This window comes from Mesorhizobium sp. M7A.F.Ca.MR.148.00.0.0, from assembly GCF_003997735.1.
In the GTDB taxonomy this organism is placed as follows: Bacteria; Pseudomonadota; Alphaproteobacteria; order Rhizobiales; family Rhizobiaceae; genus Mesorhizobium.
Genome location: NZ_RZTB01000054.1, coordinates 1 through 14,687 on the forward strand (window position 1 = coordinate 1; position 14,687 = coordinate 14,687).

General features: G+C 62.1%; 13 protein-coding genes. 5 read left to right on the forward strand and 8 right to left on the reverse strand.

Going from position 1 to position 14,687, the window contains the following annotated elements; genetic code table 11:
* Nucleotides 1-198: 198 nt before the first annotated feature.
* The 5 genes from phnY (at nt 199) to EOB49_RS19670 (ending at nt 7,754) form a co-directional block, all read left to right on the forward strand.
* Nucleotides 199-1,656 carry a phosphonoacetaldehyde dehydrogenase gene (gene phnY, locus EOB49_RS19650; protein ID WP_127381957.1) on the forward strand — a complete coding sequence of 486 codons (1,458 nt, stop codon included), beginning with the start codon at nt 199-201 and terminating at the stop codon, nt 1,654-1,656.
* A gap of 71 nt (nt 1,657-1,727) precedes the next feature.
* Complete coding sequence (locus tag EOB49_RS19655; protein ID WP_127266990.1) at nt 1,728-3,086, forward strand: aspartate aminotransferase family protein; 1,359 nt, start codon at nt 1,728-1,730, stop codon at nt 3,084-3,086.
* 390 nt (nt 3,087-3,476) lie between these two features.
* Nucleotides 3,477-4,502, forward strand: a complete 1,026-nt coding sequence (locus EOB49_RS19660; RefSeq protein WP_127381958.1) for a putative 2-aminoethylphosphonate ABC transporter substrate-binding protein — start codon at nt 3,477-3,479, stop codon at nt 4,500-4,502.
* Between the two features lie 122 nt (nt 4,503-4,624).
* Nucleotides 4,625-5,758 carry a putative 2-aminoethylphosphonate ABC transporter ATP-binding protein gene (locus EOB49_RS19665; RefSeq protein ID WP_127381984.1) on the forward strand — a complete coding sequence of 378 codons (1,134 nt, stop codon included), beginning with the start codon at nt 4,625-4,627 and terminating at the stop codon, nt 5,756-5,758.
* The gene (locus EOB49_RS19670; protein ID WP_127381959.1) at nt 5,742-7,754 is read left to right on the forward strand and encodes a putative 2-aminoethylphosphonate ABC transporter permease subunit; all 2,013 of its coding nucleotides are present in this window, start codon (nt 5,742-5,744) and stop codon (nt 7,752-7,754) included. The genes EOB49_RS19665 and EOB49_RS19670 overlap by 17 nt, the downstream gene beginning before the upstream one ends.
* Before the next feature lie 27 nt (nt 7,755-7,781).
* Here EOB49_RS19670 and EOB49_RS19675 read toward each other — a convergent pair whose 3' ends face one another.
* The 8 genes from EOB49_RS19675 to EOB49_RS19710 form a co-directional block, all read right to left on the reverse strand.
* On the reverse strand, nt 7,782-8,237 hold the full coding sequence (locus EOB49_RS19675; RefSeq protein ID WP_164781743.1) for a MaoC/PaaZ C-terminal domain-containing protein: 456 nt from the start codon (nt 8,235-8,237) through the stop codon (nt 7,782-7,784).
* Nucleotides 8,234-9,310, reverse strand: coding sequence for a Gfo/Idh/MocA family oxidoreductase (locus EOB49_RS19680; RefSeq protein ID WP_127381961.1), 1,077 nt, complete (start codon nt 9,308-9,310; stop codon nt 8,234-8,236). The genes EOB49_RS19675 and EOB49_RS19680 overlap by 4 nt, the downstream gene beginning before the upstream one ends.
* Nucleotides 9,303-9,632, reverse strand: a complete 330-nt coding sequence (locus EOB49_RS19685) for an L-rhamnose mutarotase (RefSeq protein WP_027036189.1) — start codon at nt 9,630-9,632, stop codon at nt 9,303-9,305. The genes EOB49_RS19680 and EOB49_RS19685 overlap by 8 nt, the downstream gene beginning before the upstream one ends.
* Before the next feature lie 9 nt (nt 9,633-9,641).
* Nucleotides 9,642-10,754, reverse strand: a complete 1,113-nt coding sequence (locus EOB49_RS19690) for a mandelate racemase/muconate lactonizing enzyme family protein (protein WP_127381962.1) — start codon at nt 10,752-10,754, stop codon at nt 9,642-9,644.
* A 5-nt stretch (nt 10,755-10,759) separates the two neighbouring features.
* Nucleotides 10,760-11,857 (reverse strand): sn-glycerol-3-phosphate ABC transporter ATP-binding protein UgpC, encoded by a 1,098-nt coding sequence (gene ugpC, locus EOB49_RS19695; RefSeq protein ID WP_127381963.1) that lies wholly within the window; start codon nt 11,855-11,857, stop codon nt 10,760-10,762.
* 4 nt (nt 11,858-11,861) lie between these two features.
* A complete protein-coding gene (locus EOB49_RS19700; RefSeq protein ID WP_127267476.1) occupies nt 11,862-12,728 on the reverse strand; it encodes a carbohydrate ABC transporter permease in 867 nt (288 codons plus the stop codon).
* Between the two features lie 2 nt (nt 12,729-12,730).
* The gene (locus EOB49_RS19705) at nt 12,731-13,627 is read right to left on the reverse strand and encodes a sugar ABC transporter permease (RefSeq protein WP_023808865.1); all 897 of its coding nucleotides are present in this window, start codon (nt 13,625-13,627) and stop codon (nt 12,731-12,733) included.
* A gap of 133 nt (nt 13,628-13,760) precedes the next feature.
* Nucleotides 13,761-14,687: extracellular solute-binding protein (locus tag EOB49_RS19710; protein ID WP_245472761.1), on the reverse strand; the 927-nt coding region annotated here is incomplete at its 5' end.

Sequence of the window (14,687 nt, forward strand, 5' to 3'; positions counted from 1 at the left end):
CCCTTCGGGCCACCTCTCCCCCGATCGACGGGGGAGAGGAAGGGCGCTGAGCTCGCCGGCCTTGGCTCCCTTCCTCTCCCTCCGGAGGGGGGAGAGGTGGCGCCGCGAAGCGGCGACGGAGTGGGGGAAGCCATTGCAAAGACGCGATAGCCTCGCCGACAAAGATCAATGTGCTCTCCGAGCACCGGGAAAACTCACATGACCAAACTCGACCCTTCCATCAAAGTCCGCCACGAGCCGATGCGCATTGCCGGCAAGAAAGTTGATGCCGACGGCGTCGTCGAGGTGCGCTACCCCTGGAACGACACCGTCATCGGCACCGTGCCGGCCGGGCGTGCCGAGCACGCGCGAAAAGCATTCGAGATCGCCGCCGGCTACAAATCGAGGCTGACGCGCTACGAGCGCCAGCAGATCCTGTTCCGCACCGCCGAGGCATTGGCGTCGCGCCGCGAAGAAATCTCCGATCTCATCACGCTCGAGCTCGGCATCTCCAAGACGGACTCGCTCTATGAGGTCGGCCGTGCCTATGACGTGTTCACGCTGTCGGCGCAGATGTGCATCCAGGATGACGGCCAGATCTTCTCCTGCGACCTCACCCCGCACGGCAAGGCGCGCAAGATCTTCACCACCCGCGAGCCGTTGAAGGCGATCTCGGCGATCACGCCGTTCAATCACCCGCTCAACATGGTCTCGCACAAGGTGGCGCCGGCGATCGCGACCAACAATTGCGTGGTGGTCAAGCCGACCGAACTGACGCCGATGACGGCGCTTCTCCTGGCCGACATTCTCTATGAAGCCGGTCTGCCGCCCGAAATGCTGTCGGTGGTGACCGGCTGGCCCGCAGACATCGGCAACGAGATGATCACCAACGACAATATCGACCTGATCACTTTCACCGGCGGCGTGCCGGTCGGCAAGATGATCGCCCGCACCGCCGGCTACAAGCGCCAGGTGCTGGAACTCGGCGGCAACGACCCGCTGATCATCCTCAACGATCTCTCCGACGAGGATCTGGCCAGAGCCGCGGATCTGGCCGTCGCCGGCGCGACAAAGAACTCCGGCCAGCGCTGCACCGCGGTCAAGCGCATCCTGGTTCAGGAAAGCGTCGCCGACCGCTTCGTGCCGCTGGTGCTGGAGCGGGCGAAAAAAATCCGCTTCGGCGATCCGATGGACCGCTCGACCGACCTTGGCACCGTCGTGCACGAGAAGGCGGCGGCGCTGTTCGAAGCCCGCGTCCACATGGCCGCCGAGCAGGGCGCCGAAATCCTCTACAATCCGGGTCGTCAGGGCGCGTTGCTGCCGCCGATCGTTGTCGATCGCGTTCCTCACACATCCGAATTGGTGATGGAGGAGACGTTCGGCCCGATCATCCCGATCGTTCGCGCGCCGGACGACGATGATGCGCTGATCGCACTGTCCAACTCGACCGCCTTCGGCCTGTCGTCGGGCGTCTGCACCAACTCTTTTCCGCGCATGCAGAAATACATCGCCGGCCTTCAGGTCGGCACCGTCAACATCTGGGAAGTGCCGGGCTACCGCATCGAGATGTCGCCCTTCGGCGGCATCAAGGATTCGGGCAATGGCTACAAGGAAGGCGTCATCGAGGCGATGAAGAGCTACACCAATGTGAAGACATTTTCGCTGCCCTGGTCCTGACCGGGCGGCATTGACGGATAAACAATGGAGGGAGCGTTCGCCGCTCCCTCATTCGCGTTTCGGAGACCATGATGGCCGCGATCAAAGAGCTTGTGCACACCGAAGGCGATTCCAACACCACAGCGGCTCGCGGCCGATGGGATGCCGGGCAGGACGATCCGCGGATCCGCGGCTTGCTCGATCGCGATGCGGCTGCCTTCATGCACCAGAGTCTGTCCAGCCCCTGCCTTTCGACCATCGCGAAGGCGCAAGGCATCTGGATCGAGGACACCGCTGGCCGCCGCTTCATGGATTTCCACGGCAACAGCGTGCATCACCTCGGCTACGGCCATCCAAGGCTGGTCACGGCGATCAAAAAGCAGCTCGATGAGCTCTGCTTTGCGCCGCGCCGCTTTACCTGCGAGCCCGCCGTCGAGCTGGCGGAGAAGCTGGCGGCATTGGCGCCCGGCGATCTCGGCAAGGTGCTGTTCACCACCGGTGGTTCGGATGCCATCGAGGTCGCGCTGAAGATCGCCCGCGCCGCGACCGGCCGCTTCAAGACGGTGTCGTTCTGGGATGCGTTCCACGGGGCCGGCTTCGGCGCTGCAAGCGTCGGCGGCGAGGCGACCTTCCGCTCGCACATATCAGGCCCGATGATGACCGGCACCGAGCACGTCGCACCCTGGGACGGCTATCGCTGTCCCTATGGCCACGATTCCCTCGAAACCTCGGGGCTCGCTTGCGCCAACATGATCGCCTATGTGCTCGGCCGCGAACAGGACGTGGCGGCGGTCGTCGCAGAACCGATGCGGGCGACGCCCAACCCGCCGCCGCCCGGTTTCTGGAAACGGGTTCGCGAAGCCTGCGACCGGCACGGCACGCTGCTGATCTTCGACGAGATCCCGACCGGGCTGGGCAAGACGGGAAAATTCTTCGCCCACGAGCATGATGATGTGACGCCCGACATCGTCGTCCTCGGCAAGTCGCTCGGCGGCGGCATCCTGCCGATCGCCGCCGTCATCGCGCGCCGCGACCTCGACGTCACCGGTGGCTTCGCGATCGGCCACTACACCCACGAGAAGAACCCGGTGACGACCCGCGCCGCACTGACGACGATCGACATCATCCTGGAGGAAGGATTGGTCGAACGCGCGGCCGAACTTGGCCGGCACATGCTGGAGCGTATGCAGCACCTGATGGCGCGCTCGCCCCATGTCGGCGACGTCAGGGGCAGGGGACTGATGGTCGGCGTCGAGCTCGTCGAGGATCGCGATACGCGCGAGCCGGCGCGCGATCTCGCCGAACGCGTCTTCTATGCTTGCCTGGGGCAGGGGCTGAGCTTCAAGGTCAGCCAGGGCAATGTGCTGACGCTGTCGCCGCCGCTGGTCATTTCGAAAGCTGATCTCGATCGTGCGCTCGACATCCTCGAGACCGCCGTGCTGGCGGCCTGACCATGAAGGCCGTGCGCACCGACCGCGAGCTCGCATGCCCCGGCATCGACGCGGGCTTGCGGGCGAGGGGGGGGTCGATCTGGTGGTGACCGTCCGCTCGTCCGACCCGCGTTTGCGGGCACAGACAACGGGCGTTTCGTTCGGCTGACCGTTGCCAATCGTGGGCTTTCGCAAGCGCGAAATCGCGGCCGCAACAGGCATGCGACAGTTCCATGACGACTATCAGGAGAAGTTTGCCTGTCATAAAATAAATAGATTTTACTTATCGATCACCAATCCCCAGAGTTGACCCAACGACGAAATCCACAAGCGCTACAGGGCCGCAATGTCCACCGGCGCGATCGTCACAGTGCATCGCAGAATGTGCCAACAATCAAAGGGGAACTGAGCATGAAATCGCGCAACGCAACTATCGCAATGGCCTTCGCCGCGGCATTGATGTCATCCGCCGCCTTTGCCGAAACCTCCGAACTGACAGTCTATACCGCCATTGAAGCCGAAGATCTCGCCCGCTACGCCGAGACTTTCACAAAGAGCCATCCCGACATCAAACTGAACTTTGTCCGCGACTCCACGGGTGTCGTTACCGCCAAGCTGTTGGCCGAAAAGGACAATCCGCAGGCCGACGTTGTCTGGGGCCTTGCCGCTACATCGCTTCTGGTGCTGAAGACCGAAGGCATGCTTGAGCCCTATGCGCCAAAAGGCGTCGAATTGCTCAAGCCGAAGTTTGTCGACAAGGACACGCCACCGGCCTGGGTTGGCATGGACGCCTGGGCGGCTTCGATCTGCTTCAACACCGTGGAGGGCAAAAAGCTTGGCCTCACCGAGCCGACCAGCTGGAAAGATCTTACCAAGCCGGAATACAAGGGTCACATCGTGATGCCGAACCCGGCCTCGTCCGGCACCGGCTTCCTCGATGTATCGAGCTGGCTGCAGTTGTTCGGCGAGAAGGATGGTTGGGCCTATATGGACGCCCTGCATCAGAATATTGATGCCTACACGCATTCTGGTTCGAAGCCGTGCAAAATGGCCGCCGCCGGTGAAACCGTAATCGGCATCTCGTTCGAGTTCCGCGCCGCGAAATCGAAGAAGGAGGGCGCCCCCCTCGATATCGTCATCCCGTCCGAAGGCATCGGCTGGGACATGGAGGCATCCGCGATCGTTGCGGGAACGAAAAATCTCGAAGCCGCCAAAACGCTGCTCGACTGGTCGATCAGCAAGGAGGCCAACGAGATGTACAATGTAGGTTATGCGGTTCTGGCTATGCCGAATGTCGCCAAGCCGGTCGAATTCCTGCCCGCAGATATCGAGTCCAAGATGATCGACAATGACTTCGAGTGGGCGGCCAACCACCGCAAGGCCATTCTCGACGAGTGGACGAAGCGCTACGACGCCAAGTCTGAGCCCAAGAGCTAGACGCAGAGCATTTCGACAGGGCGCCGTCAGAGCGGCGCCCTTCTCGTAACTCTTCCCGGATGGTCAAAATGAGACACGAACCCGTCGCTGATCTATCGGCAACGCTGGCCGAGGTGCATCCTATGACCGCTGCCGGCAACACCGTCTACCTACAGATCGAACATCTCTGGAAGGCCTTCGGCGAGTTCCATGCGCTGAAGGACATCTCGCTCGACATCAACGAAGGCGAATTCATCTGCTTTCTCGGCCCTTCGGGTTGCGGCAAGACCACGCTGCTGCGCGCCGTCGCCGGCCTCGACCTGCAGACCAGAGGCGTCGTCCGCCAGGGGGGCAGGGATATCTCAACGCTGCCGCCGTCAAAACGCGACTACGGCATCGTGTTTCAGTCCTACGCGCTGTTTCCCAATCTGACGATCGAAAGGAACATCGCCTTTGGCCTGGAAAACACCAAACGGCCGCGCGCCGAGATCGATGCCCGCGTCAAGGAATTGCTCATGCTGGTCGGCTTGCCCGATCAGGCGAAGAAATACCCAGCGCAGCTTTCCGGCGGGCAGCAGCAGCGCATCGCGCTCGCCCGGGCCATCGCCACCTCGCCCGGCCTGCTTCTGCTCGACGAGCCGCTGTCGGCGCTCGACGCCAAGGTGCGCGTGCACTTGCGCCACGAGATCAAGGGGCTGCAGCGGAAGCTCGGCGTCACCACGATCATGGTTACGCACGACCAGGAAGAAGCATTGTCGTTGGCCGACCGCATTGTCGTCATGAACCATGGCGTCATCGAGCAGGTCGGCAGCCCGACTGAAATCTATCGCCATCCCAGGACGCTGTTCGTCGCCGATTTCATCGGCGAGACCAACAAGTTCGATGCGACGGTAGGAGCAGATTCGGTAGGCTTCGGGACGAAGGCTTTCAGATGCGCGCCGCACAGCTTTGCGAGCGGCGAAGCAGTCGTCGCCGCCATTCGGCCGGAAGACGTGATTCCACACGGGCCGGGCTCGCGCTCGCCTGGAGCACCCGATGTGGTGAAGACTTCGGAAAACCTGATCGAAGTGACCGTCGGTGAAATGGAATTCCTGGGTTCGTTCTGGCGCACCCGGCTGCGCGGCGGAGAGCTTGGAGACGAGATTCTGATCGCCGATTTCTCGGTCAACGCCACGCGGCGTCTCGGCCTCGCCGAAGGCGGAGCGCTAACGGTGGAACTGCCCGCCGACCGACTGCTTGTCTTCCCGCAAGGAGAGCGCCATGGCGGCGGCAACTGATATCCTGATGCCGTCCGGTCGGGCGCTTCGACAGTCGCTCGACAAGGACGAGTTGATCAAGCGCGGCCTGCTGGTCGTCATCTCGTTCTATCTGGTCCTGTCGCTGGCAGCCCCGCTCTACGTGATGCTGTCGAAATCGTTCTCGACCTACAGCTTCGATCTTGGCGCGTTCGAATTCCAGGTCAGCGACAAGCTCGGCAATTTGGGCGAGCCAGTGACGGCCGCCGCTCTGAACGAGAAACTCGCCGCGGTCCCGCCAGAAAAGCTTGCGACCAGTTCCGATGGTCGGCTACCGGCCACCAGCTTCTTTCCGGATTTCAGTTTCCGCAGCCCGGTCAAATACAAGGTCCGCGGCACGACCGATGACGCTTATTTCCTGATCGGCACGCAACTCCACCGCGGCACCGAATGGCAGGAAGTCGATTCGAACACCTTTCGGCGCATTATGCTGAGGCCCGCGCGCGAGCTTGGGTTGGACAACTACACAACCTACTTCTCGACGCCAACGCTGTTCCGCTCGATCCAGAACTCCTTCCTGATCGCGCTGATCAGCACCATCATCACGGTCGGCATAGCCTTCGGCTTCGCCTACGCTTTGAACCGAAGCAAGATGCGCTTCAAGGGCCTAGTCAGGCTCATCGCCATGGCTCCCATCCTGGTGCCGTCGCTACTGCCCGGCATCGCCCTCATCTATCTGTTCGGCAACCAGGGCCTGTTGAAAAGCCTGCTTGGCGGCATATCGATCTATGGTCCGTTGGGGATTGTCGTCGGCTCGATATTCTTCACCTTTCCCCATGCTCTGATCATTATCTCGACGGCACTGGCGATCTCCGACCAGCGCCAATATGAAGCCGCCGCTTCGCTGCGCGCCAGCAAGTGGCGGACGTTCTGGGTCGTTACCATTCCGGGCGCGCGCTACGGTTTGATCTCCGCGGCGTTTGTCGTGTTTACGCTCGTCATAACCGATTTCGGCTTGCCGAAGGTCATCGGCGGCCAGTTCAACGTGCTCGCCGTCGATATCTACAAGCAAGTGATTGGTCAGCAGAATTTCGAGATGGGGGCGGTGGTCTCGGTCATCTTGCTGATCCCGGCCATCGCCGCCTTCGTCGTCGACCGCCTGGTCCAGCGCAGGCAGGTTTCGCTCCTGTCGGCCCGCTCGGTGCCTTACGAGGCAAAACCCAATCGCCGCTTCGACCTGGTCTGTCTGGCTTATTGCAGCCTGGTCGCGTTGTTCATCGCCGGCATCATCGGCATTTGCCAGTACGCAGCGCTGGTCAAGTTCTGGCCCTACGACCTCAGTCTCAGCCTGAAGAATTTCGCGTTCGGTCGCATGGATGGCGGAGGCTGGGCTTCTTACTACAACTCGATCACGCTCTCGTTGCTCACCGCTGTGTTTGGAACCGTCATCGTCTTCGTCGGCGCTTACATCGTCGAAAAGACCGAAGGCTTCAGGACCGGACGGGCAGCCTTCCACTTCCTCGCCATGCTGCCGATGGCGGTGCCGGGGCTTGTGCTTGGCCTGGCCTATATTTTCTTCTTCAACAATCCGGCCAATCCGCTGCACGCGATCTACGGCACAATGGCGATCCTGGTCGTCTGCACCGTGACGCACTTTTACACGGTCGGTCATTTGACGGCCCTGACGGCGCTGAAGCAGATCGATCGTGAGTTCGAGCCGGTCGCGGCCTCGCTGAAGCAGCCTTTCTATCGCCTGTTCACGCGGGTGACAGTGCCGATCTGTCTGCCGGCAATCCTTGACATCTCGATCTATCTTTTCGTCAACGCCATGACGACGGTTTCCGCGGTGGTCTTCATCTATACAACACACACGGCGCTCGCCTCGGTTGCAGTGCTCAACATGGACGACGCTGGCGACACCGCGCCTGCTGCTGCCATGGGCATGATGATCTTCTACACCAACGCATTCGCGCGGATCATTCACCTGGCTGTTTCGAAAGGTATCCTGAAAAGAACTCAGGGTTGGCGGGTACGATAATGAAATGCTCTAGGACTTTCCCAAGTCTCAGCCCTGCGTCGGCCTGCGTTCGACGATGTAGATGTGGTCGGCCGCCAGCACCACTTCGCCGCGCTGGTTGATCACCTCGCAGCGTTCGATCACCCGTCCCGACCCCGGCCTCTTCGGGTCGTCTTCCCTGGCCGTAATTGTGGTGCGCGTGCGGATCGTGTCGCCGATGAACACCGGCTTGATGAAGCGCAACCGGTCGTAGCCGTAGGAAAAGGCGACAGGGTTGATGACGGTTGCCGTCAGCCCGATGCCGACCGAGAACACCAGCGTGCCGTGCGCGATGCGCTGGCCGAATGGCGTCGTCTTCATGAACTCGGCGTCCATGTGGTGCGGGAAGAAATCGCCGGTGTGGCCGGCATGGACGATGAAGTCGGTCTCGGTGATGGTGCGGCCGCTGGTCAGGCGCGACGCGCCAATCTCATAGTCTTCGAAATACTGGATCTGTTCCATCAGGGTCTTTCCGCAATCGGCGTCGCCGGTGCCGCACTCGACTGATACGCCGCCTCGACCAGCGCCATCGTGCTCCAGGCATCCTCGACCGGACTGATCAGCATAGCATCTTCTCCGGTGGCAAAACGCTGGACATTGGCCATGCGGCCGATGAAGGCGTCTGGAAACCACTCGCCGGCCAAGGGCACCTCGACCCAGTCCGTTCCACCCTTGGGGTAAATCTCCAGCACATCCGGTTCACCTGTGGGATAATCGAGGTTGAGACCCAGCTTGAGATAGGCGGCACCTTCTGTGCCGCAGATGCGGAACTCGCAGGCCTGGTGCCGGCGGCCGAACTTATGGTCGTGGTTGATCGACAGCGCGCAGCGCACGGTGTCGCCATAGTCGAGAATGGCGCTGGTGCGCGTCTGCGCCACGGCATGGTTGGGATGGCCGAGCGTCTTGGCGTGCACACCCTTGGGGTCGCCGAGCAATTGCCTGATCAGGTCGAGATAGTGGATCGAATGCATGGCGATCTCGACGCGCGGCGCCTTGAGCAGGAATTCCCAAAGCTGCCATGGTGTCGCCAGCGCCAGCCAGGCGTCGAAGTCGACGATCTCGCCGAGCCAGCCCTTGCCGATAGCACCCTTGAGCGCCAGCATCATCGGCGCGAAGCGCAATTGGAAGTTCACCGCTGCGTGCAGCTTCCGGGCACGGCAGATCTCGAGGATCGCGGTCGCCTCGGCAAGATTGCTGCCCATCGGCTTCTGGATCAGCGCCACTGCGCCATCAGGCAAGGACTTCAGCACATCGGCATGACGCGACGGCGGGGTGGCAAGATCGAAGATCGCGCCCTCGACGGCAGCAGCTTCTTCGACCGAGCCAAAGGCCGTCACGCCCCATTGGCTGGCCAGCTTTTCAGCCCTGGCGTGGTCGGGATCATAAAGCCCGGCTACTGGAAAGCCGGCCTTCCTGTAGGCCGGGAAATGCGCGTCGCCGACGATCGATCCGGCGCCGAAAGTGACGATCGGCCGGGGTTTTGAGGGTTTTGGCCAGGATTGAACGAGCAAGGCAGGGTCAAAACCGCCTTCAGTCATGATGGAAGACCTCGTCCATCTCTGCCCACCATTCACCTTCCTTGCGCGTCGCCAGCGGCTCCTGGCATGGCATGCAGACCGCCCACCATTCCTGCGTCTTCGGGTCGGCCGCCATCTTGGCCATGTCGGCTTGGTAGTCGCTGCCGTGGTATTCAAAGGTGCTGAACAGCAGGTTCTCCGGCCGCTTTAGGTAGATCGAGTAGTTCTTGATGTTGCAGGCGGAGATCATGGCCAGCACGTCGGGCCAGACGGCGGCATGGAGGCGGACATACTCCTCGACCTTTTCCGGCTTCAGCCCCAGAACCATCCCCATCCGCTGCATATCAGTCTCCTATTTCGTGATCGCCGTGGTGAATTCGGCGATGCTCATGGCCTTGACCGCGTCCCAGTCCCAGTCGATGCCGATGCCCGGTTCGTCGGGCGCCAGCGCCTGGCCATCCTCGATGCGGAGGCGCTTGCCGGTCAACTGGTCGAGTTGCGGAATGTACTCGACATATCGGCCGTTCTGAACAGCGCAGGTCAGGCTGACATGCAGTTCCATCAGGAAATGCGGGCAGACCGGAATGTCGAAGGCCTCCGCCGCGTGCGCGATCTTGAGCCAGGGTGTGATGCCGCCGATGCGGCCGACATCGACCTGCACGATCGAGCAGGCGCCTTTCTGCATGTATTCGCGAAAATGGCGAATGGAGTAGAGCGACTCGCCGATCGCGATCGGCGTCGGCGTCGAGTTCGACAACCGCACATGCCCGTCAATGTCGTCGGCCGGCAGCGGCTCCTCGATCCAGGCAAGGTCGAGTTCGCGCAACCTCGCGGCGCGCCGGATCGCCTCGTCGACCGAAAAACCCTGATTGGCGTCGGTCATGATCTCATAGCCGTCGCCGACCGCCTTGCGCACCGCCGACAGGCGGGCAAGATCCTCCGACCCGTGCGGCCTGCCGATTTTCACTTTCGAGCCGCGAAAGCCCTTCGCCTTGGCGGCTAGCGCATCGTCAACCAGCGCCTGCGTCTCGATGTGCAGCCAACCGCCTTCGGTCGTGTAGAGCGGGCAGCGATCCTTGGCACCGCCGGCCAGTTTCCACAGCGGCAGGTTCTGTTTCTTGGCCCGCAGATCCCATAGTGCCGTGTCGATCGCCGCGATCGCTATAGCGGTGATCGCGCCAATCGTGGTGGCATGCGTGGCGAATTCGAGATCGTGCCAGATCGCCTCGATCATGTCGGGGTCGCGGCCGATCAGGCGCGGCACCAGATGGTCTGACAAAAGCCGCATCACCGACGAGCCGCCGGTGCCGATCGTGTAGCTGTAGCCGGTGCCGACCGCACCGTCGGAATCGGTGATGGTGACGATAGGCGTTTCCTGGCTGACGAAGCTCTGGATCGCGTCGGTGCGTTTGACCTTGGGTACAAGGTCCACCATGCAAAGGTCGACTTTCTCGATTCTGGTCATGCCGATCAGCTCCGCAATGTCTTTCCGGTCTCAGTGGCAAACAGATGCGCCTGCGACATGTCGAGGCTCATGGCGACGCGCTCGCCCGGCCGGAGTGGCCTCGGGTTCAGCATGCGCGACACCCAGTCCGTACCGTTGAATTCGACGAACACCAGCGTCTCGTTCCCGAGCGGTTCGGTAACGGTGATCGGCAGTTCGATCTGGTGGACGTCTGCCGCGCCACCGGAACTGATGCCATGGCCGGTCGGATAGATGTCGTCCGGCCGCAGCCCGAACACCACTTTGTCGCCGGTCGTGACATTGGCCTTGAACTGAGCGGGCAGCGGCAGCTTTTCGCCGCTGGCGAAAACCAGTTGTCCGTCGTCGATCGTGGCCTCGTGCAAATTCATCGGCGGCGAGCCGATGAAGCCGGCAACGAAGCGGGTTGCCGGCCGCCGAAAGACCTCGTCGGGCGTGCCGACCTGTTCGATATGGCCGTCGCGCATGATGACGATGCGATCGGCCAGCGTCATCGCTTCGACCTGGTCGTGGGTGACGTAGATCACCGTCGACTGCACCTTGGCATGCAGCTTCTTGATCTCGGTGCGCATCTGCGTGCGCAATTTGGCGTCGAGATTGGAAAGCGGCTCGTCGAACAGGAAGACGTCTGGATCGCGCACGATGGCGCGGCCCATGGCGACGCGCTGGCGCTGACCGCCGGACAGTTGTGAGGGGCGGCGATCGAGCAACGTGTCGAGGCCGAGGATGGCCGAGGCTTCGGCGACACGGCGCTCCATGTCTTCCTTGGCGGCACCTGCGATCTTCAGAGAGAAGCCGAGATTTTCGCGCACCGTCATGTGCGGATAGAGCGCGTAGGACTGGAACACCATCGAAATGTTGCGCGAGCGTGGCGGCAAATCGTTGACGATGCGCCCGCCGATCTTGATCGAGCCGGCGCTGATCTCTTCCAGTCCGGCGATCATGCGCAGCGTCGTCGACTTGCCGCAGCCGGACGGGCCGACCAGCGCGATGAACTCGCGGTCGGCGATGTCGAGATCGATGCCGTGCACGATCCCGACAGTGCCGTAGCGCTTGGTCAGCTTGGTGAGGGTAACGGTTGCCATGGTATCAGCCTTTCACCGCGCCGGAGGTCAGGCCGCCGACAAGGTGTTTCTGGACGACGTAGGTGAGGGTGAGCGCCGGGATGATCATCACCACGGCCAGCGCGCACATGCCGCGCCAGTCGATGGTGAACTCGGCCGTGTAATCGAGCAGGCCGACCGGCAGCGTCTTGGCGCTCACCGAACGGGTCAGCTGCGAGGCCAGAGCGAACTCATTCCAGCAGGTCAGGAAGGCGAAGATCGCGGCCGACGCGATGCCCGGCCCGGCAAGCGGGAACTCGACCTGCCAGAACGCCTGCCAGCGCGTGCAGCCATCGATTTGCGCGGCCTCCGCGAGGTCCTTGGGCACCTGACGGAAGAAGCCGTCGATCAGCCAGATCGTGAACGGCACGTTGAGCGCAACGTAGGCAAGGATCAGTCCGAAATGCGTGTCGATGATGCCGAGCCGCACATAGAGGAAGAACAGCGGCAGCGAGAGTGCAATGCCCGGCACGGTGCGCGTCAGCATCAGCCCGAGGAAGACGCTCGATTTGCCGCGGAAGCGGTAGCGCGCGAACGCATAGCCGCCGGCCATGCCGATGGCCACCGCAATGACCGTCGAGGTCACCGAGATGATCAACGAGTTGCGGAAATATTCGATCACTGGAATGCCGCCTTTGCCGATACCGCTGAACATGGCGACATAGGCGTCGAACGAAATCTCCTGCGGGATCCAGACCGGCGGCTTGGCCATGATCTCGACCGCCGGCCGCAGCGACGAGAGGACGATCCACAGGCCCGGCAGGCAGATCGTCAGCATCGCCAGGAACAGGCCAATGCGATAGACGATGCCCAGCAGCCGGCGCTTCAGGCGGGCGGAAGAATTCTCGTCCATCTTCACCACTCCGCACCAATCTGCGTGCGCGCCGCGGCGAGCTTGTTGAAGAAGTAGACGGTGAAGGCGATCGACAGCAGGATCGAGAAATAGGCCATGGCGTTGGCCATGCCCATGCGCCCGTCGCTGTAGGCGGTGCGGGCCACCAGGGTCCATAGCAGTTCGGTGCGGCCCGCCGGTCCGCCATCGGTCATGATCTTGACGATGTCGTAGGCGCGCGCCACGTCGAGCGAACGGATAGTCATGGCTATGTAGGCGAAAGGCATGACGAACGGCCACGTCACATAGCGGAATGTCTGCCACGGCGTGCAGCCGTCGACACGCGCCGCCTCGATCGGCTCCTTGGGCATGGCGAGCAGGCCGGCGAGGATCAGGATGGCGAAGATCGCCGTCGACGACCAGATCTCGGCGATCGAAATCGCGATGAAGGCGAGATGGCCCTCGATCAACCACGGTATGGCGTCCTGCGTAATGCCGAGCGACTGCAGCGCATTGTTCACCAGGCCGATATTGTCGTTGAACATGAACTTGAACTGGAAGCCGACGAGGATTGGCGAGAACATCATCGGAAACATCATCAGCGTGCGCAGGATGCGCTGGCCGCGTGTCGCTTTCTCGACCAGCATGGCAAGCCCAAGGCCGAGCAGCATTTCGAGATTGAGCGCGATGGTCAGCAGCAGCACCGTGCGGCCGAACGCCCACCAGAAATCGGTGTTGGACAGGATCGAAAGATAGTTCCGGATGCCGATGAAGACGTAGAACGTTTCGGGCCGCGTCAGGCGGAACGGCGTGAAGCTGGAGTAAAGGGACAACAGCAACGGCACAACGACAACCGCCGCCAGCACGATCATGGCCGGAAGCAGCAGCAGGAATGGCGCGGATGGCTTGAAGCCCTTCATCAGAATCCTTGAGGTGTTTGCATTTGGACGGCGGTGCGTGGGCCGGGGGCGATGGGTTAGCGCAAACCGCTGGCCGCGAAAACGCGATCGCCTCCCCCATTACCAATGGGGGAGCAGCCCTGGGAGCCCGTTTCTAGAGCTTGCCGGCGTCCTGGAGGATTTGCGTCGCCTTGGCGGCCGCATCGTCCAGTGCCTGCTTGGAGGTCTTGTCGCCGAGGATCGCCGCCTGCAACTCGGGATAGACGGCGTTCGAGATCTCGATCCATTCAGGCGTCTGCGGCACGGCAAAGGCGTGCTTGGCCTCTTCCTGGAAGGCGGTAAGAACCTCCTTCTTGTAAGGATCGTTTTCGGCCTGCTTCAAAACCCAGTCCCACACTGCGGTACGGGTCGGCAGCGGGCCGGCGGCGGCCTCGAGCTTCTGGCTGTCCTCGTTGGTCAGCCACCAAACCAGGGAAGCCGCGGCCTCCTTGTTCGGGCAGTTCTCGGTCACCGAGAAGCCATGGAAGCCGGACCAGCCGGTGCGCTTGCCGGACGAGCCCTTCGGCGCGACCTTGACGCCGACATTGCCGGCGACCTTGGATGACTTCGGATCGTTGAAGAAGCCAGCCCAGCCCGGCCAGTCCAGATTGATGGCGACGGTGCCGGAGGCAAAGCCCTGGCCGAGATCGTCCCAGAGATAGTTGGTCGTGCCGGCCGGTACGGCCTTGGCCTTGTAGAGGTTGACGAACCAGTCGAGCGCCCGGATGCCGGCCTCGGAGTTGAAGACCGGCTTGCCGTCCTTGTCGAGGTATTCGCCGCCCTCGGCGACCACCATCTCGTAGAAGCGACCGTTGATCGCCTCTTCCTTGCCGGCGAACTGCGTGCCGTAGAAATTGGGCGGGTTGGCGAAGAACTCAGCCTGGTCGGTGACTTCCTTCCAGGTATCCGGCGGCACCAGATCATAGCCGTATTTCGCCTTGAACTTGGTCTTGTTGTCGGCGTTCTCGTACAGGCTCTTCTGGTAGTAGAGCGCCGAAACGTCGAACTGCGCGCGCGGCAGCATCTCCAGCTTGCCGTCGAT